This is a genomic window from Paenibacillus sp. FSL H8-0104 (genome assembly GCF_038050215.1).
Taxonomy (GTDB): domain Bacteria; phylum Bacillota; class Bacilli; order Paenibacillales; family Paenibacillaceae; genus Paenibacillus; species Paenibacillus amylolyticus.
The window spans coordinates 4,769,725-4,793,564 of the sequence record NZ_JBBOTC010000001.1 but is presented as its reverse complement, the minus strand read 5'-3'; the positions used below and the strand labels follow the sequence as shown (position 1 = coordinate 4,793,564).

Below are 23,840 nucleotides of genomic sequence, written 5' to 3'. Positions count from 1 at the left end.
AGTGAAGGGATCAAGCGTAAATCTGCGACGCAGGTTGCTATGGAGTTTAATGATTTTAGTTTTGTTATTTTCGGCCCTGATGATCAGGCTTGCTTATGTACAGCTCGGGGAAGGCCCTGAATTGTCAGCAAAAGCAGAAGAATCCTGGCGGCGTAATATTCCTTACTCAGCCAAGCGAGGGGAGATCCTGGATCGAAATGGAACCTCTCTGGCCTATAATGTGACAACACCAACCATTATGGCCATTCCGGCTCAGGTTAAAGAAGCTGAAACGACGGCTAAAGCGCTGGCCCCATTGCTTGGGATGACGGAAGAAAAAGTGCTCGCAACCATCAAGAAACGAGAACTCATTGTACGACTACAACCCGGCGGCCGCAAAATTACGATGGAGAAAGCTCAGCGCATCCGTGATTTGAAGCTTCCGGGTATCGTTGTTGCTGAAGACAATAAACGTTTTTATCCTTATGATGATTTGGCTGCCCATATTCTTGGTTTTACGGGCATTGATAATCAGGGCTTAACGGGTGTCGAGAAGAAATATGATGATAAGCTGAATGGTTTGAATGGCAGTGTGTCCTACTTGTCCGATGCGGCCGGAAGGCTAATGCCGGGCTCATCCGAGAAGTATGTGGAACCGAAGGACGGCCTTAACCTCAAGCTGACCATTGATAAATCCATTCAGTCCATCATGGAGAGAGAACTGGATCAGGCCATGGTGAAGTTCCAGGCGAACTCAGCATTGGCCATAGCGATGAATCCGAAAACGGGTGAAATTTTGGGGATGTCCAGCAGACCGGGATACGAACCTGCCGATTATCAGCAATATCCCGCGGAGATATACAATCGCAATTTACCGATCTGGATGACGTACGAACCGGGTTCTACGTTCAAGATTATTACCTTGGCAGCAGCGCTTGAAGAGAAAAAGGTCAATCTGCAACAGGATCAATTTTTTGATCCCGGATATGTTGAGGTGGGTGGAGCTCGTCTGCGTTGCTGGAAAAAGGGCGGCCACGGAAGTCAGACCTTTTTGCAAGTGGTGGAGAACTCATGCAACCCGGGATTTGTAGCTCTGGGGCAGAGGCTGGGCAAAGAATCGCTCTTCTCCTATATTAAAGACTTTGGCTTCGGTACCAAAACGGGAATTGACCTCAGTGGAGAAGCCAGTGGAATTCTATTCAAACTGTCGAGAGTAGGACCTGTCGAACTTGCAACAACTGCTTTTGGTCAAGGTGTATCGGTTACGCCTATTCAGCAAGTAGCAGCTGTGTCAGCGGCCATCAATGGGGGTAAACTTTACAAGCCATATGTTACGAAAGCGTGGGTCCATCCGGTAACGGGAGAAGTCATGGAAGAGGCCAAGCCGGAACTGGTTCGTCAGGTGATCTCGGAGAATACATCCAAACAAGTACGTGAAGCACTCGAGAGTGTTGTCGCAAAAGGTACCGGGCGTCCGGCATTCATTGATGGATACCGGGTCGGTGGCAAAACAGGTACAGCCCAGAAGGTTATCAACGGACGTTATTCCTCGACTGAGCATATCGTATCCTTTATCGGATTTGCACCGGCAGATGATCCACAGATTGTGGTCTATACCGCAGTTGATAATCCCAAAGGAATTCAGTTCGGAGGTGTGGTTGCCGCCCCGATTGTGCAGAACATCCTTGAAGATGCTTTGCATTATATGAATGTACCTGTTCGGAAGGATCAGGTCGCCAAAGAATACAAGTATGGTGAAACCAAAATCGTGACAGTCCCAGACCTGACAGGAGCTACAGTTGAAGATCTGTACGAAGACCTGAACATGAATTTTATGCTGGCGAAGTCTGGCAGTGGTAAATACGTGATTAATCAGGCACCCAAACCTGGGGCGAGGGTAGATCAGGGATCAACCATCCGCATTTATATGGGGAACGTACTGAACGATGCACATGATCACACAAAGGATGAATAACAGGACTTAGGGGTAGTTTGAGGCTTCTAGCGCAACAAAATTCATCCAAGTGCGTTTCATTATTGGGTTGTATTGACGATATTAATAAATACAGACATATGTTAAAACAGAAGTATAATTGGAAAAGTGAGGTTATTCATGTGCTTTTAAAACAATTTGCATCGATGCTGACCACCGCCCGCCTCGTGGGCGAATCAAATACAGAATGCCAAAACCTTCAGACAGATTCCCGGCAGGTAAAACCGGGTGATCTGTTTATCTGTCTTCCGGGACATACGGTAGATGGTCATGATTATGCAGAAAAAGCTGTAAATGCCGGTGCAGTTGCATTGGTGGTTGAACGGCAGCTGGATCTGCCTGTACCACAATTGCTGGTGAAGGACAGCCGATTTGCGATGGCTGTGCTGGCAGATTTCTTTTTTGACTCTCCAAGCCAGAAGATGAATATGATTGGTGTAACGGGAACGAACGGAAAAACAACGACCACCTATTTGATTGAAAAAATCATGAGTGATTACGGGCGCAAGACGGGATTGATCGGTACTATTCAAATGCGGTATGACGGTCGCACCTACCCGATGTCAGGAACAACACCAGAGGCGCTTGATCTGCAGCGTAGTCTGCATGATATGGTTCAGAAGGGTACGGACTGCTGTGTTATGGAAGTTTCTTCTCACGCATTGGAACAAGGGCGAGTAAAGGGAACAAATTTCCGTACTGCGGTATTTACTAACCTGACGCAGGATCATTTGGACTACCACCATTCCATGGAGGAATATCGCGGGGCCAAAGGATTATTCTTTGCACGTCTGGGTAACGGTTATACGGAAGATGTCTCACAGCGTAAATTCGCTGTTATCAATGCAGATGACCCGGCAGCGGATTATTTCATCTCTGTGACTGCGGCTGAAGTGATTACATATGGCATGGGTGAAAAGGCGGATGTACGCGCATCCCAAATCTCAATCACGTCTCAGGGAACTTCTTTCCACGTGGATACATTTGCAGGCAGCACAGATATTCGCTTGCGCATGGTAGGCAAATTCAATGTATACAATGCAATGGCAGCAATCTCTGCAGCGCTGGTTGAAGGAATTCCGCTGGAAGAGATCAAGCGCAGTCTGGAGACGGTTCCGGGCGTGGATGGACGTGTTGAAGGAGTGGACGAAGGACAGCCATTTGCTGTTATTGTCGATTATGCCCATACACCGGATGGACTTGAGAATGTGTTGCGTACGGTGAAGGAATTTGCCGAAGGACGTGTGATCTGCGTGTTTGGCTGTGGTGGTGACAGGGACCGTACCAAACGCCCTCTCATGGGGAAAATTGCTGCGAATTATAGTGATTTTGTACTGGTTACTTCCGATAATCCACGGACAGAAGATCCGGATCTGATTCTTAAAGACATTGAACAGGGCCTGATTGAAGAATCCGTTCCTGCTGAACGTTATACGATGATTGTGGATCGACGCCAGGCGATTCATGAAGCTATTGAAATGGCAAGCCCAGCCGATGTAGTATTGATTGCGGGCAAGGGTCACGAGACCTATCAGATTATCGGCACAACCAAAACCGATTTTGATGACCGAATCATAGCTAAAGAAGCGATAAGGGGCAAATCCAATTGATAAAAAGAACATTGGCACAATTGGCCGAGATGTGTGGAGGGACATTAAGTGACGTTGCTGCTCATGGCAATGTAATGGTCGAAGGGGTGTTTACCGATTCGCGTAAACCTCTGGAAGGCAGTTTATTTATCCCGCTAGTGGGTGAAAGGTTTGACGGACACGAATTTGTGCAAGTCTGTCTAGAGAAGGGGGCTGCAGGCGCGATCTGGCAAAAGGATCATGGTATTCCGCCACAAGGAGCTGTCATTGTTGTTGACGACACACTTGTCGCGCTGCAAGCACTCGCATCTGCTTATCTAACGGAGAATAAAGCGGCTGTAGTCGGCATTACAGGCAGCAACGGCAAGACAACAACAAAGGACATCGTAGATACCATTCTCTCGACGACGTTCAAAGTGCATAAGACGCAAGGCAACTTCAATAATCACATTGGTTTACCACTGACTGTACTAAGCATGGACCCGGATACCGAGATTATCATTTTGGAGATGGGTATGAGTGGTCGCGGGGAAATTAACGATCTGTCGGTTATTGCGCAGCCTGATGTAGCGGTCATTACCAATATTGGTGAATCACATCTGCTTCAGCTGGGGTCCAGACTGGAGATTGCCAGAGCCAAAGCCGAGATTGCCGCGGGATTGAAGCCTGGCGGGTTACTGATCTACAACGGAGACGAGCCTTTAATTGCACAAGTCCTTGAAGAACCCGCAACGAAACAACCCGATGGATTGCAGCGGTTTACATTTGGTCTGCAAACCGATAATGATGACTATCCTACCGGACTTATGAATGCGCAGAACGGGGTAGTTTTCACCACCAAACAGTCTGGAGAACATGCATTTACGCTACCTCTGCTAGGAACGCATAATGTCGTTAACTGTCTGGCTGCTTTGGCAATAGCCCGTCATTTCAAAGTGACGACGGAGCAGATTGCCGCGGGATTGTCTCGCTTGAAACTGACAGGCATGCGTATTGAGGTTACGCAAGGCGTTAGTGGTCTAACCCTGCTGAATGATGCATACAATGCAAGTCCAACCTCCATGAAGGCCGCAATCGATGTACTAGAAGGTCTGAAAGGATACCGCATGAAAGTGGCTGTGCTTGGTGATATGCTTGAACTCGGTCCCCAAGAGCAGGATCTGCATTACGGAATCGGAGAGTATATCACATCGGCCAAAATGGACATGGTGCTGGTATATGGTCCGCTATCAGCTAAGATTGCTGAAGGAGCAAGCAAGCATATGCCTACAGAGGCTGTGCATGCTTTTATAGATAAAGAAGAAATGACCCGTTATCTACTGGATAAACTACATCCCAGAGACGTTGTTTTGTTCAAAGCTTCAAGAGGCATGAAGCTGGAGGACGTGGTCGAAGCACTACAAATAGCACCATTACAGAATCGAGTAGACTAGAGGGGTGAACCCATGGATTTTCAGGTATTACTGTTAACAATCGGCGTTTCATTTATTCTGGCGGTGATTGCCGCACCGCTCCTGATTCCGCTGTTACGTCGAATGAAATTCGGACAGCAAGTTAGGGAAGATGGGCCTCAGAGCCATTTGAAAAAAAGCGGAACACCTACAATGGGTGGAGTCGTCATTTTAGTTGCGTTCACATTGGCCTTTTTGAAATTTTCAGCAGTCAAGAATACAGACTTTTATGTCTTGCTCGTGGCTACGCTGGGATTCGGGCTGATTGGCTTCCTGGATGATTACATCAAAATTGTGTTCAAACGTTCGCTGGGACTGACAGCCAGACAAAAAATGCTGGGTCAATTGTTCTTCAGTGCAGTGATGTGTTTCTTGCTGATCCAGAATGGACACAGCACAGCCATCTCTATTCCGGGAACGTCATTCTCGTTTGACTGGACCGGATGGTTCTATTATCCTTTTGTCGTATTCATGATGCTTGCCATTACCAATGCGGTTAACTTTACCGACGGTCTGGATGGTTTGCTGTCAGGGGTAAGTGCAATTGCCTTTGGCGCGTTTGCCATTGTGGCGATGCAAGCCACGTCGATGCCGGCAGCAGTGTGTGCAGCAGCGATGATCGGAGCCGTACTTGGTTTTCTGGTATACAATGCACATCCGGCCAAAGTGTTTATGGGAGACACCGGTTCTCTGGGGATTGGCGGTGCGATTGGTGCGGTAGCGATTGTAACCAAGACAGAGCTTCTATTTGTCATCATTGGCGGTATTTTTGTTATCGAGATCCTGTCTGTCATTATTCAAGTGGTATCATTCAAGACTCGTGGCAAGCGTGTATTCAAAATGAGCCCCATTCACCATCACTTTGAATTAAGTGGTTGGTCAGAATGGCGGGTTGTTATTACCTTTTGGGCGGTAGGCGCAATTTTGGCCGCTCTTGGACTTTATCTCAACAAGGGGTTGTAGATCATGAACCATCCTGAATCATATCGCGGACAACAAGTAGTCGTGCTCGGATTGGCCAAAAGCGGCGTACAGGTCGCCAAGGTGCTGGATCGCGCCGGAGCGAAGGTTACAGTAAATGATAAAAAAGAGAGAGATCAATGTCCCGAAGCTTCCGAATTGGAGGCTTTGGGAATTTCTGTTGTATGCGGAGGGCATCCGGATGATCTGATTCACAGTGGTGTGAAGCTGGTTGTCAAAAACCCCGGTATCCCATACCATGCAGCTCCTGTGCAGCAAGCTTTGGCATTGGGCATTGAAGTGGTGACCGAAGTAGAGGTTGCTTATCATCTATGTGCTGCACCCATGATCGGGATTACGGGATCCAACGGCAAAACAACAACCACCACTTGGGTGGGTAAAATGTTGGAGCATGCTGGCCTCAAGCCGATCGTTGCCGGTAATATCGGAACACCTCTCTGTGAAGCGGCAGAGCAAGCTTCTCCAGATAACTGGATGGTTGTTGAGCTTAGTAGTTTCCAGCTCAAAGGAACGGTTGATTTCCGACCCCGGATTGCCAGCTTACTTAACGTTGCTGAGACACATCTGGATTATCACGGGAACATGGATGATTATGTGGCTTCCAAAGCCAAACTATTCGCCAATCAGCAGCCTGACGACGTAGCCATCCTGAATTGGGATGATGCGGTATGTCGTGGTCTGGTTCCTTACATCAAAGGCAGATTGATCCCCTTCTCCGTGACAGAGAAATTGGATACAGGTGTGTATGCAGATCCTCCTTATGTGGATGGAGAAGCGGATGATGTGAAGCGTCAGGTAATCTACGCGGATGAAAACGGAGATCACCACATCATTATCGACGTTGAGGACATTGGCCTTCCTGGGCGATTTAATGTGGAAAATGCACTGGCTGCTGTGGCTATCGCCGTAGCGGCAGGAGCTGATCCTGCGGTGCTGGCTGCTCCGCTTGCAGACTTCAAGGGAGTTGAACACCGACTTGAATATGTCCTGGAGCATAACGGCTCTGCATACTACAACAACTCCAAAGCGACCAATTCGAAAGCTACGGTTATGGCTCTGAATTCGTTCAAGGAACCGGTTGTATTAATTGCTGGAGGGTTGGATCGCGGGTCAGACATGATGGAGTTGTTACCCTTGTTCCAGGAACGGGTAAAAGCTGTCGTTGCAATTGGAGAAACACGGACAAAAATTGCCAAGGTCGCGGAACTTGCCGGATTAAAGCAAATTAAGGTCGTCGATAATGAGGAGGACGCTGCCCGGACGTTAACCGTTGCTGTGCAGGAAGCATCGAAGCTTGCCAGTGCCGGTGATGTCGTTTTGTTATCCCCGGCATGTGCAAGTTGGGACATGTTTGCTTCCTATGAAGAGCGGGGACGCATTTTTAAAGAGGCGGCGCATAACTTGTAAGTAGGGGGGTGGAAAAGCCCCTACTTCCATGCAAGGGGTGGCCTCCTGATGAAACAGACGCGACCGGCACCAGATATTTGGTTGCTGATTTGTATTTTGGCATTGCTTGCCATCGGCATTATTATGGTATATAGTGCGGGCTCGGTGCTTGCCTTTCATGACTATGGCGATTCATTTTATTTTGTAAAAAGACAGGCCCTGTTTGCGGTGCTTGGGCTTGTGGCCATGTTCGTAACTGCTAATGTAGACTACCGGGTGTGGAGGAAATATGCCAAGCCTATATTGATTGCCTGTTTTATTATGCTCATTGGGGTGCTCATTCCTGGAATTGGTGTAGTTCGCGGTGGTGCACGAAGTTGGCTGGGCATTGGTTCGTTCGGTATTCAGCCCTCAGAATTCATGAAGTTGGGCATGATTCTGTTTCTCGCTCACTGGCTGAGCAAGGAACCGGGCAAAATCAAAACCTTCACAACGGGGCTTCTGCCACCGCTGGGATTGATTGGTTTGGCTTTTGGGATTATTATGCTGCAACCTGATTTGGGGACTGGCACCGTGATGATGGGTGCATCGATGCTTATTATTTTCACAGCCGGAGCGCGAATGAAACATCTGAGCTTGCTTGCTCTTGGCGGCGTAGCAGGGTTTGCAACTTTGATTGCAGCAGCACCCTATCGGCTGCAGCGTATCACAGCGTTTTTGGACCCGTGGTCCGATCCGCTGGGTGCCGGATATCAGATCATTCAATCTTTATACGCGATTGGTCCTGGAGGACTGGCGGGATTGGGACTGGGTATGAGCCGGCAGAAGTACAGTTATGTACCTGAACCGCAAACGGACTTTATTTTTAGTATTTTGGCCGAAGAACTCGGCTTTATAGGTGGAATGATTGTATTATTGTTGTTTTTGGTGCTGGTGTGGAGAGGGATGCGTGTAGCCATGACCGTTCCGGATGCCTTCGGCAGTCTGCTTGGTGTTGGTATCGTAGGTATGGTCGCCGTACAGGTCATTATTAACATTGGTGTTGTCATTGGCATGATGCCTGTTACGGGCATTACATTGCCTCTGATCAGTTACGGCGGATCATCATTGACCCTCATGCTCACAGCACTGGGTATTTTAGTGAATTTATCCCGTTATGCGAGGTGACTATGCGATGCGAGTCGTTCTAAGCGGTGGCGGTACGGGTGGACATATCTATCCGGCCGTTGCCATAGCAAGACAATGCGAGGCGGAGAATCCGGACTCGACATTTCTATACATCGGAGGAACCAGAGGTCTGGAAAGTAAACTGGTTCCCCAAGAAAATATTCCTTTTAAATCCATTGATATTACGGGCTTTCGGCGGAAATTGTCCATCGACAACCTAAAAACGGTCATGCGTTTCATTCAAGGTGTACGCAAGTCCAAAAAAATGCTGAAGGAATTCAAACCGGATGTTGTGATTGGTACAGGTGGATATGTGTGTGGACCTGTGGTATATGCAGCAACAAAACTGGGAATTCCGAGTATAATTCATGAACAGAACGCCATCCCTGGTCTGACGAACAAATTTTTGATGCGTTATGTGGACACGGTTGCCGTTAGCTTTGAAGGTTCTGAAAAATCATTTTCCGGCGCAAAAAGGGTGATTTACACCGGTAATCCGCGAGCGACTACGGTAGCCCAGGCTAGCCGTGATCGTGGTTTTGCAACGTTAGGTGTACCGATGAACAGCCGTGTTGTTCTTGTGGTTGGTGGCAGTCGCGGGGCAAAAGCAATCAATCAGGCCATGGTGGACATGGCTCCAATGCTGGAACAACTGGACGATGTACATGTCGTTTACGTGACAGGCGATACCTATTTTGATGAAACGCGTGAAGCCATTCGCAGCTCATTGGGTACGATGCCAAACCACCTGCATGTCCTGCCTTACGTGCATAATATGCCTGAGGTGCTTGCCTGCACATCCTTGATTGTAAACCGCGCAGGTGCATCATTCCTTGCGGAGATTACATCACTGGGTATTCCTTCGATCCTGATTCCGTCACCTAACGTGACTAATAATCATCAGGAAGCCAATGCACGCACGCTTGAAGGTGGAGGCGCATCACTCACGATGCTGGAGAAGGATCTTACAGGCAAAGTCTTGTATCAAGCCATCGCCAAGATTATGAATGATGAATCGGGACGCAAACGAATGGCTGAAGCCTCCCGGAAACTGGGGAAACCCGATGCAGCTGAAGTGCTTGTTCATGAAATTCAGCGTCTTGCTGCACACCGATAAAGTGTGATTGTGGGCGATTGTCACACACAAGACGGGGCTGACATAAGATACCGTATAAATCGTGACCATCGTTCCATGGCGCCAGAACACGGTCTGTAATAACAGAACATACCGTGCTCATCGGTTTTGAAGCAAAGGAGGAAGCAAACATGCATCAGTGGATATCGTTACTATCCCAGAATAATGTTGGCAGAGTTCTTGAAAACGAATCGCTAGCCAAATACACCACATGGAAGATCGGCGGTCCTGCGGATGCACTGGTCATTCCCGAGAATAAAGAGCAGATGATGAATCTCGTTCAATTGCTTCACACGTATCAGATTCCGTGGATGCAACTAGGACGGGGCTCAAACATGCTGGTGTCAGACAAAGGAATACGTGGTGTTGTGGTGAAACCAGGCGAGGGCTTTGATTATGCCGAATTTCACGAAGGCGGTGTAACCGCCGGAGCGGCGCATTCTTTTGTTAAACTCAGTGTGGTTGCTGCCAAAAAGGAATGGACCGGTCTGGAATTCGGCAGCGGTATCCCCGGCACTGTCGGTGGAGCCGTATACATGAATGCAGGCGCGCATGGATCGGATGTGTCACGGATATTCAAATTCGCTGAGATTGTACTGGAGACAGGGGAATTGGTACGTTACAGCAAGGAGGACATGGATTTTGCCTATCGCCACTCTGTTCTGCATGATCGGAGAGGCATCGTGCTGGAAGCTACGTTTGAACTCCAGCATGGAGAGCGCAACGTCATTTCGGAAACGATGGCGGCTTACAAAGACCGCCGGCGCCGCACACAGCCACTGCAGATGGCATGTGCAGGTAGTGTATTCCGAAATCCACCGGGTGATCATGCAGCCCGCCTGATTGAAGCAGCAGGGCTGAAAGGAATGACCCAGGGAGGCGCACAGGTATCCACCATGCATGCCAATTTCATTGTTAATACAGGCCAAGCAACAGCAGAGGACGTTATCACCCTAATGCAGCAGATACAGAGCACTATATCATCTCAAAACGGTATTAACCTGGTACCGGAAGTCTTCGTAGTGGGTGAGCGGTAAACCCCGGAGGTGATACATTGGACAAATTGGTGATTGAAGGCGGGAAACCCCTCTCAGGATCCATACGCATCCATGGAGCAAAAAATGCCGCTTTACCGATTATGGCCGCAAGTTTGTTGGCAGATGGAGAAGTTACACTGCATAACGTTCCACACTTGCTGGACATTGAAGTGATGCTGTATATCCTGGAACGGCTTGGATGCACGTGTCGGCATGAACAGGGAACAGTGACGATTAATACCTCGTCTATCAGGTCATATGATGTGCCAGAAGATCTAATGAAGCAGATGCGCTCTTCCATTTTTTTGATGGGACCATTGCTGGCTAAGTTTGGGCAAGTGTCAGTGTATCAGCCAGGAGGCTGTGCCATTGGAGAACGCAAAATTGATCTTCACCTCCGGGGCCTGGAAGCGCTCGGAGCTTTGATTGAAGAGCAGGACCAACAGATTATCTGTCATGGGCACAATCTGGTGGGTACAGATATTCATTTGGATTTCCCAAGTGTGGGAGCGACCGAGAATATCATGATGGCAGCCGTTATGGCTAAAGGGACGACAACCATCTGCAACGCCGCAAGAGAACCTGAAATCCAGGACCTGCAACACTTTTTGAATGCTATGGGTGCAAGCATTATTGGTGCAGGAACGGACACAATCACGATCAATGGCGTTGAGAAACTGAAACCTTGTTCCTATGAGATTATACCGGATCGAATCGTTGCCGGAACCGTGATGATTGCAGCAGCAGCAACACGAGGCAATGTTACGCTTACACACTGCAATCCTGCTCATCTTACTTCACTTATACATGTATTGAAGCGCACTGGTGTTCAAATCACAGTCTGCAATGATATAATGACGGTGAGCTGTATGAGCCGTCCCAAATCAGTAGACCGTATTGTGACTTCTCCGTATCCTTCGTTTCCGACAGATTTGCAATCGCAAATCATGGTGCTGCTCAGTCTGGCAGACGGATTCAGTGTGATGAAGGAAACGGTATTCGAGGGCCGGTTCAAACATGTGGATGAACTGAATGTGATGGGGGCTGATATTTCAGTCGATCTGAACGCAGCATTTATCCGTGGTGTTCCCCGTCTGTACGGGGCTACAGTAGAAGCAACCGATCTTCGTGCAGGTGCAGCTCTGGTCATTGCTGGTCTGGCTGCTCAAGGCAAAACGGTTGTGGAGCAAGTGCATCATATTGACCGGGGCTACGATCAGATCGAGAAGTTATTCCAAAGTCTTGGAGCATCGGTTGAGCGACAGTCACCCGTTTCGAAACAGTTGGATTTTGCCAATTAACGTCCTTGGCGTCCCCTTCTTGAAGGGAGGGGACCTGAGGCTTTGTGGAGCGCTACTTATGCCTAAAAGTCAAATTCCGGTTCTGAAGAAGAATCGGCCAAAAGGAAACACAAGCCGCAAAATTGTAATTATTCTCTTATTATTATTTATTGTATTGCTGGCTGTATTATTCTTTCGTTCTTCCATGAGTCGGATTTCGGCAATTGAAATTACGGGTAATGTATATACAGCAACTTCAGAACTGCTGGAGAAAAGCGGACTGAAAGAAGGCGAACAATTTTTTGGGACAAGTACTGCCGAGGTTATTGAGCGTCTCAAGACCATCAAGGCGATTTCCACCGTTACCGTGGACAAAAAGTTTCCGGGGATTATCCATATCAAGGTTCAGGAATATGCCACGGTTGCTTATGAGCTTGGTTCTGACGGTACGCTAAAAGCGATATTAGCCAGTGGGACAAGCTTGACGGTTCCGGCAACAATTGGTGTTGCTGTGGAGAAGCCCATATTGACCCAATGGAAGGCTGATGATCCACTTAAAGCCAAGCTGAGCCAGACACTGGCTAAAATTCCGAATGAATTAACGACGGATATTTCGGAAATTATTCCGAATCCAACGCCTTCATTTCCGGATCAGATTCGGATGTATACCAAATCGCAGTTTGAAGTGATTACAACCGTCTCTCTTTTATCGGATAAAGTGGAGTATCTGAATCAGGTGATTGAGACCGAGCGGCCTGGGAAAATCACCATGCTTGAGGCAGATACCTATGTCCCTTTCATCCCGGATGACCCGGAAGATGATGCTGAACCAGGAGCAAGCCCCTGATCTTTGCCATCATGAGGCTGGACTGAATATGAAAGCCTAGGCAGGTCGGGGTTTGACCCCGTCAGAGCAATGAAACTTGTTCTTTCTGAGATGAAGAAAAAATGATACACTTGAACTTATGGCACATGAGTTGCCTCCTTCTTTTTTCTTCAATGTTTTATGTCTGGCAACCAGATTTTGACACCCAAAAACATTGTAGAAAAAAGAGGGAAAGCCTGAAGTGTGTTGAATATGTTTTAAGAGTGTTTAAATTCGAACGTAATTTACTATTGGAGTCAGGAGGTGCCACAGACTTGAGCAACAATGACATCATTGTTAGTTTGGACATCGGTACATCCAAAATTCGCGCTATTATTGGGGAAATGAATAATGGAACCTTTAATATTATAGGAGTTGGATCTGCCGACTCGGAGGGAATTCGCAAAGGTGTAATCGTAGATATCGATCAGACGGTGCAGTCGATTCGCAACGCAGTGGATCATGCAGAACGTATGGTAGGTATTCAAATATCCGAAGTGTATGTTGGAATCTCGGGAAATCATATCGGACTGATGAGCAGTCACGGCGTCGTGGCTGTGTCTAACGAGGATCGTGAAATCGGAGAAGAAGACATGGAACGGGTGTTGAAAGCAGCCGAAGTCATTGCAGTTCCGCCGGAACGGGAAATTATTGATGTTGTCGCCAAGCAATATGTTGTGGATGGCTTGGAGGGCATACAGGACCCCCGTGGTATGATTGGTGTTCGTCTGGAAGTTGAAGCAACGATCATAACGGGTGCAAAAACCGCGATACATAATCTTTTGCGCTGCGTGGAAAAAGCGGGTCTGAAAGTAAGCGATCTGGTTCTCATGTCGCTTGGAGCGGGTCAACTGGCTTTGTCCAAAGATGAAAAAACGATGGGTTCAGTGCTTGTTGATATTGGAGCAGGTGCAACAACCATCGCCATTTTTGAAGAAGACAGTCTTGTTGCAACATCAACGTTGCCTATAGGTGGGGAATTCGTAACAAATGATATCGCCTATGGCTTACGCACGTTAACGGATCAGGCAGAGAAAGTGAAACTGAAATATGGCTGCGCCTGGTTGGATGATGCTGCTGCGGATGTGATGTTCAAAGTCACCCGAATTGGCAGTAATGTAGACAAGGAGTTTTCACAGGAGGATCTGGCAGCAATTATTGAACCTAGGGTTCAAGAAATATTCCAGATGATATCCCAAGAAGTGAAACGTCTTGGTTACAACGAGCTTCCTGGAGGTTATATACTAACGGGAGGTACGGTCTCTATGCCGGGGGTTCTGCAGGTCGCTCAGCATGAGCTTGCTGCTTCGGTACGAGTTGCAGTTCCGGATTATATTGGTGTGCGTGACCCCGGGTTTACAAGCGGAGTCGGCATATTGCACAGTGTAATTCGCAGTTTGCGCATTCGTCCCTCGATCAATAACGGCGGTGGAAATAACAACAATAATAACAACAAGAAACCGACCAACCGTCCGAAGCCAAATGCGGCACAGGAATCGGAGCAAAAACCCGGTCTGTTCGAGCGGCTGAAGAATATGTTCAGCGAATTTATATAACAGGTTGGATCCATTTCATACATTCTTGAAGCCGTCTGAATGCGCCGGTACTAAAATAAACGCTTTCGTTCGTCGATATATGAAATTGATTCGGTTCAAATCAAAAATTGGACGGGCCATCCATGCACATTGAGGGGGAGATGGAATAATATGTTGGAATTTGATTTCGAGATGGAGAGCTTGGCTCAAATTAAAGTCATCGGTGTAGGCGGCGGCGGAAGCAATGCAGTCAACCGTATGATTGAAAATGGTGTACAAGGTGTTGAATTTATTACGGTGAATACGGATGCTCAGGCGTTACACCTGGCAAAATCCGAGCATAAATTGCAAATCGGTGATAAATTGACTCGTGGTCTTGGTGCTGGCGCCAACCCGGATGTAGGTAAAAAAGCAGCGGAAGAGTCCCGCGATCTGATCATGAACACGTTGAAAGGTGCAGACATGGTATTTGTTACAGCTGGTATGGGCGGTGGTACAGGTACAGGTGCGGCTCCGGTTATTGCCGAAATCGCTAAAGAGTGTGGTGCACTTACCGTTGGTGTCGTAACTCGTCCATTTACATTTGAAGGACGCAAGCGTTCCAGCCATGCAGAGCAAGGTATTGAAGCTCTCAAGGAAAAAGTCGACACACTGATCGTGATTCCTAATGATCGTTTGCTCGAAATCGTAGACAAAAAGACTCCTATGCTTGAAGCATTCCGTCAAGCGGATAACGTACTTCGTCAAGCGGTACAAGGTATCTCTGATTTGATCGCTGTACCTGGTCTGATCAACCTTGACTTTGCTGACGTCAAAACGATTATGCACGAACGTGGTTCAGCCCTTATGGGGATTGGTGAATCAACTGGTGAGAATCGTGCCGCAGAAGCAGCACGGAAAGCCATTATGAGTCCTTTGCTTGAAACTTCTATTGAAGGTGCTCGCGGCGTAATCATGAATATTACGGGTGGCGTTAATCTGTCCCTGTATGAAGTGAATGAAGCGGCAGAGATCGTAACGTCTGCTTCCGACCCGGAAGTGAATATGATCTTTGGTGCCATCATTGACGAAGACCTGAAAGAGGAGATTAAGGTTACGGTTATTGCAACCGGTTTTGAAGATAAACCTGCTCCACCACCACCAGGACGTAAGCCAGCTCCAGCAACAGCGGAGACGACGGATACGCGTTCGCCGAACCTGCGTCCTTTCGGAAATCAGCCGAGCAATGATCAGCTGGACATTCCGACATTTTTACGCAATCGTTCACGCAATAATAACAACGATTAATACGCAAATCAATTTATTGGAAACCCGGTACTCCTTATGGAGCGACCGGGTTTTTTCTGTTTATTTAGATATCATAGCATACAGTAATGAACAAATTCTGAACAAAGGGCCTGAGCAATTCCGACAAAAAAAGTTGGAACCACACCCCCATGATTAGACAGACTTTGAACAGGGGGCTCCGTATACTTGTGAATATGCTCATGAATATCAGGATATCGGGTACCGGTATTTCGATATGTTGCGCGCAGGCAGGTGAAGACTTTGGTTGTTTATGTGGATCTGATTTTTTTGACAAACCTGTGTATTGACGGTGCACTCATCGGAATGACCGCCTGGATGCGCAAGACAAAGCTGGTTTGGTGGCGATGGTTGCTGTCAGCCATTGTGGGTGCATTATACGTGGTCATGATGTTTGTACCGGAGTTTGATTTTATGTTCACCTTTCTGATCAAGTTCGGGTTCTCGCTGGTCATGCTTACGATTGCTTTTGGTTTTAAAGGTCTGCAGGCTTTTGCGAGGACGCTCGGTACCTTCTATGTGATTAATTTTGTCGCTGCCGGAGGTATTATGGGTGTGCATTACATGCTTCAGAGCTCCGGTGAGTTGTTTAACGGCATTTGGTTCACGGCTTCTGGCGGTATGTCATTTGATCTGAAAATTGCTTTCTGGTTCACGTTTATCGTATTTTTTGCTGTCCTGTTTTTATTCAAAGCTGTGCAGAGCTCAAAACGGAAAACGGATCGCATGACGACCTATTTGGGTAAAGTTGAGGTCTGCATCGATGAGGTAGTCATTTCTTGTACAGGCCTTCTGGATACGGGCAATCAACTCACAGATCCCTTATCGCGCATGCCGGTCATGGTAATGGAGGTTTCGTTATGGCAAGACATGTTACCCGCTTCATGGAAGGGTAGACTCAAGGACGAGGCGCCGGACAACCTTATTCTGGAGCTTGATCAGGAAAGTTTTCAGTGGCAGGATCGACTGCGGCTGGTGCCTTATCGGGGCATTAACAAAGGGACTGCGTTTATGCTGGCAATGAAGCCGGACCGGGTGAAGGTGACGATGGAGGAAACATGTTATGAGACGACAAGGGTACTTATTGGGCTGGATGGAGGTGTTTTGTCGTCGGATGGGAAATACCAGGCCGTGATTCATCCTGAACTTGTGCAAGACGCTGCTTCTGCGCAGTCTACGGCTCTCTCTGCGGGAGCAACAGAAAAGCCGCTGAATGTGGTATAGGAGGAACGTACATGCTTGTGAAATGGAAACTGGTGGCGCAGCTGCAATATTACCGTCTGTTATTTTTGTTGGGACTCAAAAGTGAAGAGATCTATTATATTGGGGGGAGTGAGGCACTTCCGCCGCCTTTGACAAGGGAAGAGGAAGAATTTTTGCTGCAAAAATTATCCTCGGGAGACTCGGCCATTCGCGCGATGCTTATTGAGCGCAACCTGCGTCTGGTGGTGTACATTGCACGAAAATTTGAAAACACAGGAATCAATATTGAGGATTTGGTCTCCATTGGAGCGATCGGATTGATCAAGGCAGTTAATACATTTGACCCGGAAAAGAAAATCAAACTGGCAACCTATGCTTCACGTTGTATCGAAAATGAAATTTTAATGTACCTGAGACGTAATAGTAAGATCCGAACTGAAGTTTCTTTTGATGAACCGCTCAACATTGATTGGGATGGAAATGAACTATTATTATCCGATGTATTGGGTACAGAAAACGATACAATCTATCGGAATATTGAAGAGCAGGTAGACCGGAAACTTTTGCACAAGGCACTGGAAAAATTAACGGAGCGCGAGCGAATGATTATGGAGCTTCGTTTTGGCCTGACGGATGGGGAAGAAAAGACACAAAAAGATGTAGCCGATCTTCTCGGAATCTCCCAATCCTACATCTCTCGACTCGAAAAAAGAATCATTAAAAGACTCCGCAAGGAGTTTAATAAAATGGTCTGAAATACATCATTGGTCAGAATGGGTATTACTGGCAAGGGTGCCAAGTACGAATAAAAAAGCCTGCCCCGGAGATAATGTACATTAATGTTTCTCCTTGGGAGGTAAATCACGATGACCCGAAACAAAGTCGAGATTTGTGGCGTGGACACCGCAAAATTGCCTGTCCTCACCAACACTGAAATGCGGGAATTGTTTCATTCCCTTCAGCAACACCATGATCGCTCAGCAAGAGAGAAATTAGTGAATGGCAACCTGCGTCTGGTACTCAGTGTCATTCAGCGTTTTAACAATCGGGGGGAGTTTGTCGATGATCTATTCCAGGTTGGTTGCATCGGCCTGATGAAAGCCATTGATAATTTTGATTTATCCCAGAATGTCAAATTTTCAACCTACGCGGTGCCGATGATTATCGGTGAAATCCGTCGATACCTGCGTGATAATAACCCAATTCGGGTATCTCGCTCCTTGAGGGACATTGCTTACAAAGCACTTCAGGTCCGTGACAGCCTGACGAATAAAAATTCCCGGGAACCGACGATATTCGAAATTGCGGAAGTACTGAATGTGCCGAAGGAAGATGTTGTTTTTGCATTGGACGCCATTCAGGACCCGGTCTCGCTCTTCGAACCGATTTATCATGATGGTGGAGATCCGATCTATGTTATGGATCAGATCAGCGATGACAGAAACAAAGATGTGTCATGGATCGAGGAAATTGCACTTCGTGAAGCGATGCATCGTCTTGGTCAGCGGGAAAAAATGATTCTGTCAATGCGGTTTTTCGAAGGGAAAACCCAGATGGAAGTGGCTGATGAAATTGGCATTTCCCAGGCTCAGGTATCACGTCTGGAGAAATCAGCGATACAGCAGATGCAAAAACATGTAAAGTCATAACACGATGCAAAGGCAGAAGGACGATCAATCGGGGCAGTGTATACCGTTGGTCGTCTTTTTGTTTTGGACCGTTTCCACATTTGATGAAAAACAGGACATTTTTCGCCCCCGAAACATATATTGTATAGAAGCGTGAAGAACGGGCAGAAGAGGAATAACAGGGGGCGGAAATGAATGAAAGTAAATACGAGCGAAGTAGCGGCACGAGGCATGAAAATCTCGGACTTTCAGACAAAGGATGTCATTAACATTACGGATGGTAAACGCCTCGGTCAGATCAGTGATTTGGAGCTGGATCTGAAGCAGGGACGAATTGAAGCGATTGTTGTGCCAGGGTACAGCCGTTTTATGGGTCTTTTTGGCGGGGGAACGGACCTGGTGATTCCCTGGAGAAACATTGTGAAGATTGGTTCAGATGTGATACTGGTGAAGATGGATGAGGTGAAGGAAAATACGTATGACGAGCGTGATCGCGAAGCGCGCCTGTATGATGAACAGCAGCATAACCGCACAGAGCGAGTGGAACGCATTGAACGGTCAGAACGTAATCAGCGTCGAACGATATAAATGAGACAGAATGTGGCTCATTTGGTACACTGGAAGTGGTGAGGTGAGATAATGGAACCCTTTGTATTGGATAAAGAATTACTTGAACGGACCAAGAACCCAAATTCAGATTTCGGTCCTGATCCGTTATTATTATATGTTGAGCCCTGGACACAGCAATTTGAACAGCTGTCAGTCGGGTTTACGACGAGGCATGGTGGAGTTGGAAAAGTTCCGTATGCTACGCTCAATTGTGCTTATCATGTGGGGGATGACCCTGAAGTTGTACTTAACAACCGTAGGCTTGTAACCGAGAAGCTTGGTTTTGCAGCAGAAGCATGGACCTGTGGAGAGCAGGTGCATGGCAAACATGTAGCTGTAATTACCGCTGAAGATCGGAGCAGAGGATTACTTGATCGTCAATCTGCGTTGCAGGATACGGATGGATTGGTCACGAATGTGCCTGGTGTGCTGCTGACTTCTTTCTACGCAGACTGTGTTCCGCTTTATTTCTATGACCCTGTGCAGCAGGCGGTAGGTCTTGCTCATGCCGGCTGGAAAGGTACAGTCGCGGGTATCGCTGTATCCATGGTGGAGACGATGGAACGGGAGTATGGCAGCCGTAGGCAGGACATTCGAGCTGCAATCGGTCCGTCGATTGGGGATTGCTGTTATGAAGTGGATGAGGCGGTCATGCAGCATGTACGGGTTTGGTTTGATGATTCCCCGGTTAATGATAAATACAAGGATTCTGCTTCTAAACAAGCATATCGAGCCGTGAATAACGGTAAAACGATGTTAAACTTGAAAGAATGTAATCGACACATTATGATGAAAGCAGGAATAATGCCGGATCATATCGAATGTACAACATGGTGTACAAGTTGTCATCCCGAACTATTTTTCTCCTATCGGAAGGAAAATGGTGTTACGGGGCGGATGGCGAGCTGGATTGGGCTGGAAGAGAGGTGACCCTCTGTGTCATTGGAGGAGCGTATTCAACAGGTAAATCAGAAGATCGAGGACGCATGTCGGCGCAGTAACCGTCATCGTGATGATGTGAATGTGATTGCGGTCACGAAATATGTCTCACTTGAAACAACGGGATCGGTGCTGGATCATGGTCTTGAGCATATCGGAGAAAACCGGTGGCAGGATGCACAGGCCAAATGGGAAGCTTTTGGTCAGCAGGGTACCTGGCACTTTATCGGTCATTTGCAGACAAACAAGGTGAAAGACGTGATTGGCAAGTTTCGTTACATCCATTCACTGGATCGTTTGTCATTGGCGAAGGAGTTGGATAAAAAAGCAGCTTCACTTGGCATCCAAGTGGAAACGTTTTTGCAGGTGAATATTTCGGGTGAAGAGAGCAAGTATGGCTTACAGCCTGAACAGGCAAGTTCTTTTTTGCGTGATATTCGTTCGTTCAACAATCTCAAGGTCGTTGGCCTGATGACCATGGCACCTCATGAGGAAGATCCGGAGCTGACGCGTCCCATATTTCGTGGATTGCGTGAGCTGAGAGATCAATTGAATGGACAAGCCCTTACAGCAGAGCCATTGACTGAGCTGTCGATGGGGATGTCCAATGATTTTGAAGTGGCCATTGAAGAAGGTGCAACCTGGGTACGGCTAGGATCGATTCTCGTAGGAAAAGAGGAGGGTTCACGATGGGCGTAATGAATAAATTTATGAATTTCCTCGGACTTCAGGAAGAGGAAGAGATTGTGGAACGTGAACGAATGGCTGCGCAGGAGGAAAATGAATCTGAACATCAGGAAGCTGAAACCTCCAGTCTCGATAAACGTAGAAACCAAAGGGGGAATAATGTGGTGAGCATTCATTCCCAGAAAAATGTTAAAGTTGTCCTGTATGAACCGCGTTCTTATGACGAGGCTCAGGAAATTGCCGACCATCTGCGTTCGCATCGTACCGTTGTGGTGAATCTGCAACGAATTCGCCAGGACCAAGCGCTGCGCGTTATTGATTTTTTGAGTGGCACGGTATATGCATTGGGTGGCGGTATTTCCAAAATCGGCGGAAACATTTTTCTCTGTACGCCAGATACGGTTGAAATTCAGGGATCAATTACGGAAATACTGGCTGACAGCGAGCAAGATTATAACAGAATGAGGTGAGCCACTTTTGTATCAGATTGAAAGCGTGTTGTACACGTTATACCAGATTTACTTTTACATGGTCATTGTCTACATATTGATGTCTTGGCTTCCCAATGCGCGGGAAAGCTTCATCGGTGAATGGCTGGGCAAATTAGTGGAACCATATTTAAGACCGTTTCGCCGATTTATACCGCCTTTGTTCGGTGTGCTGGATATTTCCCCGATTGTGGCGCTGATCGTTCTGCAACTTGCGCTTAATGGGCTAATCTCCATACTCCGGTATTTTGCATATTAGGGTAGGGTGACATAGATGAGCGGTGAAATTTACGAACATTTTAGCCATGATGAGCGGGATTTTGTAGATAAGGCTTCGGATTGGGTTGAGCAGGCGGGTAAGTATCATGACATGAAGCTAACTGACTTTCTTGATCCAAGACAGGTTTTTATATTACAGACTCTTGCCAATCGCCGTAACGACGTTCAGATTCGTCTGGATGGTGGTTACGAGGCTGCTGAACGCAAGCGTGCGCTGGTTGCACCTGATTATATGTATCTGGATGATGAGGATATGGGTATGCAGGTGCTCAGTATTACGTCTGATGATCAGAAAATCTCGGAGCTGGAGCATGGGGACTATATGGGTTCCCTGCTCGGGCTTGGGATGAAACGTGGAAAGATCGGGGATATCCAAGTGCTGGAGGACGGTTGCCATACAGTGGTGGCGGCGGAAACCGGCGCTTTTTTATCGCTTCAACTGAATCAGGTGCATCGGTTACATGTGTTCACAGAGTTACTTCCTTTGGATCAGATGCGATGGTCAGAGAGTAAACTGGAGACGATGGACATTACGGTCGCTTCGCTTCGTTTGGATGGAATCTGCGCAGATGTGTATCGGCTTAGTCGCAGTAAAGTGCTGGCTCCGATCAAAGCTGGTCGCTGCCGTGTGAACTGGAAAGTTGAGGAAGATCCCTCCAAATCGCTAAAAGCGGGTGATGTCGTATCCATTCAGGGATTTGGCCGCTTCAAGGTTATGGAACAGGATGGGATGACCAAAAAAGGGCGTTGCCGAGTGAAAATCGGCAAATTTGCCTGAGTCTGTTGCAGGAAAATCCGCTTTCTTGTCGAAATGTTTATCATAAAGGTGTAGAAAATACGCGGTGTATCCGATAAACATTAAGTCAAAGCTTTACATGAACGTTGGAGGATGCAATTCTGATCCTGCATTCCGTATACGTTGTCAAGGTTAGGCAACAACGATACGGCCCCTTGGGTGGTACCCATATGCTGCAAACCTTCTCTGGACGGGAAGGAACTTTAACAGGAGGTGGACAGCATGCCATTAACGCCGCTGGACATACACAACAAGGAATTTTCCCGACGTTTGCGCGGGTATGACGAGGATGAAGTCAATGAATTCCTGGATCAAGTCATCAAAGATTACGAAGGCGTCATTCGCGAGAACAAAGAGCTGAGCAATCAGTTGCTGTCCGTTCAGGAGAAACTGGATCATTTTTCTACAATTGAAGAGACGCTTAGCAAAACGATCATCATTGCGCAGGAAGCTGCTGATGATGTGAAGGGTAATGCGAAGAAAGAAGCGCAGTTGATCGTGAAGGAAGCAGAGAAAAATGCAGACCGGATCGTGAACGAATCGTTGGGCAAATCTCGCAAAATTGCTTTGGAAGTGGAAGAACTGAAAAAGCAGGCCTCGATTTATCGTGCCCGTTTCCGCACGCTTGTTGAAGCGCAGCTTGAACTGTTGACTCAGGATGGTTGGGAAGTGCTGGAGAGCCGGGAGCAGGAAGTGCGTGACCGTGAGCGGGAGATGAAAGAAATTTATTAGTCTGTCGCCTGGTTGACTTTTGTCTGCAAAGAGGCTATAACTATATTCATAATGAATAGTGATTCCATGACGGGTTCAGTACGTTATGATCTCATCCCTCAGAGAGTTGGTGGTTGGTGCAAACCAATGGATGAGTTATAGCCGAATATCTCCCCGGAGAAGTGACGCTGAAGCGGTGATTATGATTGCCGTGTGTAAGCCGAACCGTAAGCCGTACGTTATAACGGCACCCTGCGGTAGTATAGCGGGGCATAAGCGCTGTTGATGACAGAGCATACCCAGGCTTGCCTGGATGTGGTTTGTGATGAACAGAATTAGGGTGGTAACGCGAGTATAGCCTCGTCCCTTTCCAGGGACGGGGCTTTTTTGTGTCCAAAAAAGGCGAACGCCCATGAGGCCCGCAGGGACCTCAGGGAGAGAGCCCACCCGCCGGGAAAGCGAAGCACCCGGCACACGGGTTCGCTAAGGCGAGCGTTCATGAGGCCCGCAGGGTCCTCAAGGAGTGAGCCGCCTGCCCGGGAAAGCGAAGCACCCGGCAACACCCGCCTCGCGGTAAGGCCATGCGGCGTTCGCGCAGGGAACAGCCGCAAAATGGCCGCCACTACGCACATCCACCCCTCGCCCATAAGCGCCACCGTTCCCCCAACGACAACCCATCCCGGGTGTCCAGAGGGCGGAGCGCCTATGGGGTCCCCCTTGGCAAGGGGGATTTAGGGGGATTGAAACGCTTTTTGTGGACGGTCCACAATCCAACCAAAGAAAGGGAAGATAATCAT

General features: G+C 47.7%; 22 protein-coding genes and 1 other annotated feature. All 22 genes read left to right on the top strand.

Translation table 11 applies throughout. From position 1 onward, the window contains the following. The first annotated feature begins 1 nt into the window (after position 1). On the top strand, positions 2-1,954 hold the full coding sequence (locus NST38_RS21295; protein ID WP_036614879.1) for a stage V sporulation protein D: 1,953 nt from the start codon (positions 2-4) through the stop codon (positions 1,952-1,954). Between the two features lie 140 nt (positions 1,955-2,094). Continuing rightward, a complete protein-coding gene (locus NST38_RS21290) occupies positions 2,095-3,582 on the top strand; it encodes a UDP-N-acetylmuramoyl-L-alanyl-D-glutamate--2,6-diaminopimelate ligase (protein ID WP_076250748.1) in 1,488 nt (495 codons plus the stop codon). Beyond that, complete coding sequence (locus tag NST38_RS21285; RefSeq protein WP_076251203.1) at positions 3,582-4,994, top strand: UDP-N-acetylmuramoyl-tripeptide--D-alanyl-D-alanine ligase; 1,413 nt, start codon at positions 3,582-3,584, stop codon at positions 4,992-4,994. The genes NST38_RS21290 and NST38_RS21285 overlap by 1 nt, the downstream gene beginning before the upstream one ends. A 12-nt stretch (positions 4,995-5,006) precedes the next feature. Then, on the top strand, positions 5,007-5,975 hold the full coding sequence (gene mraY / locus NST38_RS21280) for a phospho-N-acetylmuramoyl-pentapeptide-transferase (protein ID WP_047843751.1): 969 nt from the start codon (positions 5,007-5,009) through the stop codon (positions 5,973-5,975). Positions 5,976-5,978: 3 nt separating this feature from the next. Further along, the gene (gene murD, locus NST38_RS21275) at positions 5,979-7,400 is read left to right on the top strand and encodes a UDP-N-acetylmuramoyl-L-alanine--D-glutamate ligase (protein WP_076250750.1); all 1,422 of its coding nucleotides are present in this window, start codon (positions 5,979-5,981) and stop codon (positions 7,398-7,400) included. Between the two features lie 48 nt (positions 7,401-7,448). Next, positions 7,449-8,546 carry a stage V sporulation protein E gene (gene spoVE / locus NST38_RS21270; protein WP_076250753.1) on the top strand — a complete coding sequence of 366 codons (1,098 nt, stop codon included), beginning with the start codon at positions 7,449-7,451 and terminating at the stop codon, positions 8,544-8,546. A 7-nt stretch (positions 8,547-8,553) separates the two neighbouring features. Continuing rightward, a complete protein-coding gene (gene murG / locus NST38_RS21265) occupies positions 8,554-9,663 on the top strand; it encodes an undecaprenyldiphospho-muramoylpentapeptide beta-N-acetylglucosaminyltransferase (protein ID WP_101314794.1) in 1,110 nt (369 codons plus the stop codon). Between the two features lie 149 nt (positions 9,664-9,812). Further along, on the top strand, positions 9,813-10,718 hold the full coding sequence (gene murB / locus NST38_RS21260; RefSeq protein WP_076250757.1) for a UDP-N-acetylmuramate dehydrogenase: 906 nt from the start codon (positions 9,813-9,815) through the stop codon (positions 10,716-10,718). A gap of 17 nt (positions 10,719-10,735) precedes the next feature. Next, positions 10,736-12,019: a UDP-N-acetylglucosamine 1-carboxyvinyltransferase gene (gene murA, locus NST38_RS21255; RefSeq protein WP_036614867.1), complete on the top strand. Its 1,284-nt coding sequence runs from the start codon at positions 10,736-10,738 to the stop codon at positions 12,017-12,019. 58 nt (positions 12,020-12,077) lie between these two features. Further along, positions 12,078-12,845 carry a cell division protein FtsQ/DivIB gene (locus NST38_RS21250; RefSeq protein WP_036614865.1) on the top strand — a complete coding sequence of 256 codons (768 nt, stop codon included), beginning with the start codon at positions 12,078-12,080 and terminating at the stop codon, positions 12,843-12,845. Positions 12,846-13,138: 293 nt separating this feature from the next. Next, positions 13,139-14,419 (top strand): cell division protein FtsA, encoded by a 1,281-nt coding sequence (ftsA, locus tag NST38_RS21245; protein ID WP_076250759.1) that lies wholly within the window; start codon positions 13,139-13,141, stop codon positions 14,417-14,419. 150 nt (positions 14,420-14,569) lie between these two features. Then, the gene (gene ftsZ, locus NST38_RS21240) at positions 14,570-15,685 is read left to right on the top strand and encodes a cell division protein FtsZ (RefSeq protein WP_017687306.1); all 1,116 of its coding nucleotides are present in this window, start codon (positions 14,570-14,572) and stop codon (positions 15,683-15,685) included. Positions 15,686-15,946: 261 nt separating this feature from the next. Beyond that, entirely contained in the window at positions 15,947-16,927 is a 981-nt protein-coding gene (spoIIGA, locus tag NST38_RS21235) for a sigma-E processing peptidase SpoIIGA (protein WP_076250761.1), read from the top strand. A gap of 11 nt (positions 16,928-16,938) precedes the next feature. Then, positions 16,939-17,661: an RNA polymerase sporulation sigma factor SigE gene (gene sigE, locus NST38_RS21230; RefSeq protein WP_017687308.1), complete on the top strand. Its 723-nt coding sequence runs from the start codon at positions 16,939-16,941 to the stop codon at positions 17,659-17,661. A 111-nt stretch (positions 17,662-17,772) separates the two neighbouring features. Further along, positions 17,773-18,555, top strand: coding sequence for an RNA polymerase sporulation sigma factor SigG (gene sigG / locus NST38_RS21225; RefSeq protein WP_017687309.1), 783 nt, complete (start codon positions 17,773-17,775; stop codon positions 18,553-18,555). Positions 18,556-18,729: 174 nt separating this feature from the next. After that, positions 18,730-19,122, top strand: a complete 393-nt coding sequence (locus tag NST38_RS21220) for a YlmC/YmxH family sporulation protein (protein WP_017687310.1) — start codon at positions 18,730-18,732, stop codon at positions 19,120-19,122. A gap of 51 nt (positions 19,123-19,173) precedes the next feature. Then, entirely contained in the window at positions 19,174-20,073 is a 900-nt protein-coding gene (gene pgeF, locus NST38_RS21215) for a peptidoglycan editing factor PgeF (protein ID WP_076250764.1), read from the top strand. Between the two features lie 6 nt (positions 20,074-20,079). After that, on the top strand, positions 20,080-20,781 hold the full coding sequence (locus NST38_RS21210) for a YggS family pyridoxal phosphate-dependent enzyme (RefSeq protein WP_076250767.1): 702 nt from the start codon (positions 20,080-20,082) through the stop codon (positions 20,779-20,781). Beyond that, complete coding sequence (locus NST38_RS21205; protein ID WP_017687313.1) at positions 20,772-21,239, top strand: cell division protein SepF; 468 nt, start codon at positions 20,772-20,774, stop codon at positions 21,237-21,239. The genes NST38_RS21210 and NST38_RS21205 overlap by 10 nt, the downstream gene beginning before the upstream one ends. Positions 21,240-21,246: 7 nt before the next feature. Continuing rightward, entirely contained in the window at positions 21,247-21,516 is a 270-nt protein-coding gene (locus NST38_RS21200; protein WP_036674839.1) for a YggT family protein, read from the top strand. A 15-nt stretch (positions 21,517-21,531) separates the two neighbouring features. Then, complete coding sequence (locus NST38_RS21195; protein ID WP_036614847.1) at positions 21,532-22,314, top strand: YlmH family RNA-binding protein; 783 nt, start codon at positions 21,532-21,534, stop codon at positions 22,312-22,314. A gap of 240 nt (positions 22,315-22,554) precedes the next feature. Next, positions 22,555-23,064: a DivIVA domain-containing protein gene (locus NST38_RS21190; protein WP_017687316.1), complete on the top strand. Its 510-nt coding sequence runs from the start codon at positions 22,555-22,557 to the stop codon at positions 23,062-23,064. A 57-nt stretch (positions 23,065-23,121) separates the two neighbouring features. After that, positions 23,122-23,414, top strand: a binding site (T-box leader). The last annotated feature ends 426 nt before the right edge of the window (positions 23,415-23,840 follow it).

Coding starts and splice junctions, on each gene's coding strand:
- murG (WP_101314794.1), top strand. CDS start 8,554: ATGCGAGTCGTTCTAAGCGGTGGCGGTACGGGTGGACATATCTATCCG.
- NST38_RS21195 (WP_036614847.1), top strand. CDS start 21,532: ATGAGCGGTGAAATTTACGAACATTTTAGCCATGATGAGCGGGATTTT.
- NST38_RS21205 (WP_017687313.1), top strand. CDS start 20,772: ATGGGCGTAATGAATAAATTTATGAATTTCCTCGGACTTCAGGAAGAG.
- NST38_RS21220 (WP_017687310.1), top strand. CDS start 18,730: ATGAAAGTAAATACGAGCGAAGTAGCGGCACGAGGCATGAAAATCTCG.
- ftsZ (WP_017687306.1), top strand. CDS start 14,570: ATGTTGGAATTTGATTTCGAGATGGAGAGCTTGGCTCAAATTAAAGTC.
- murB (WP_076250757.1), top strand. CDS start 9,813: ATGCATCAGTGGATATCGTTACTATCCCAGAATAATGTTGGCAGAGTT.
- NST38_RS21190 (WP_017687316.1), top strand. CDS start 22,555: ATGCCATTAACGCCGCTGGACATACACAACAAGGAATTTTCCCGACGT.
- mraY (WP_047843751.1), top strand. CDS start 5,007: ATGGATTTTCAGGTATTACTGTTAACAATCGGCGTTTCATTTATTCTG.
- murD (WP_076250750.1), top strand. CDS start 5,979: ATGAACCATCCTGAATCATATCGCGGACAACAAGTAGTCGTGCTCGGA.
- spoVE (WP_076250753.1), top strand. CDS start 7,449: ATGAAACAGACGCGACCGGCACCAGATATTTGGTTGCTGATTTGTATT.
- sigE (WP_017687308.1), top strand. CDS start 16,939: ATGCTTGTGAAATGGAAACTGGTGGCGCAGCTGCAATATTACCGTCTG.
- sigG (WP_017687309.1), top strand. CDS start 17,773: ATGACCCGAAACAAAGTCGAGATTTGTGGCGTGGACACCGCAAAATTG.
- pgeF (WP_076250764.1), top strand. CDS start 19,174: ATGGAACCCTTTGTATTGGATAAAGAATTACTTGAACGGACCAAGAAC.
- NST38_RS21250 (WP_036614865.1), top strand. CDS start 12,078: ATGCCTAAAAGTCAAATTCCGGTTCTGAAGAAGAATCGGCCAAAAGGA.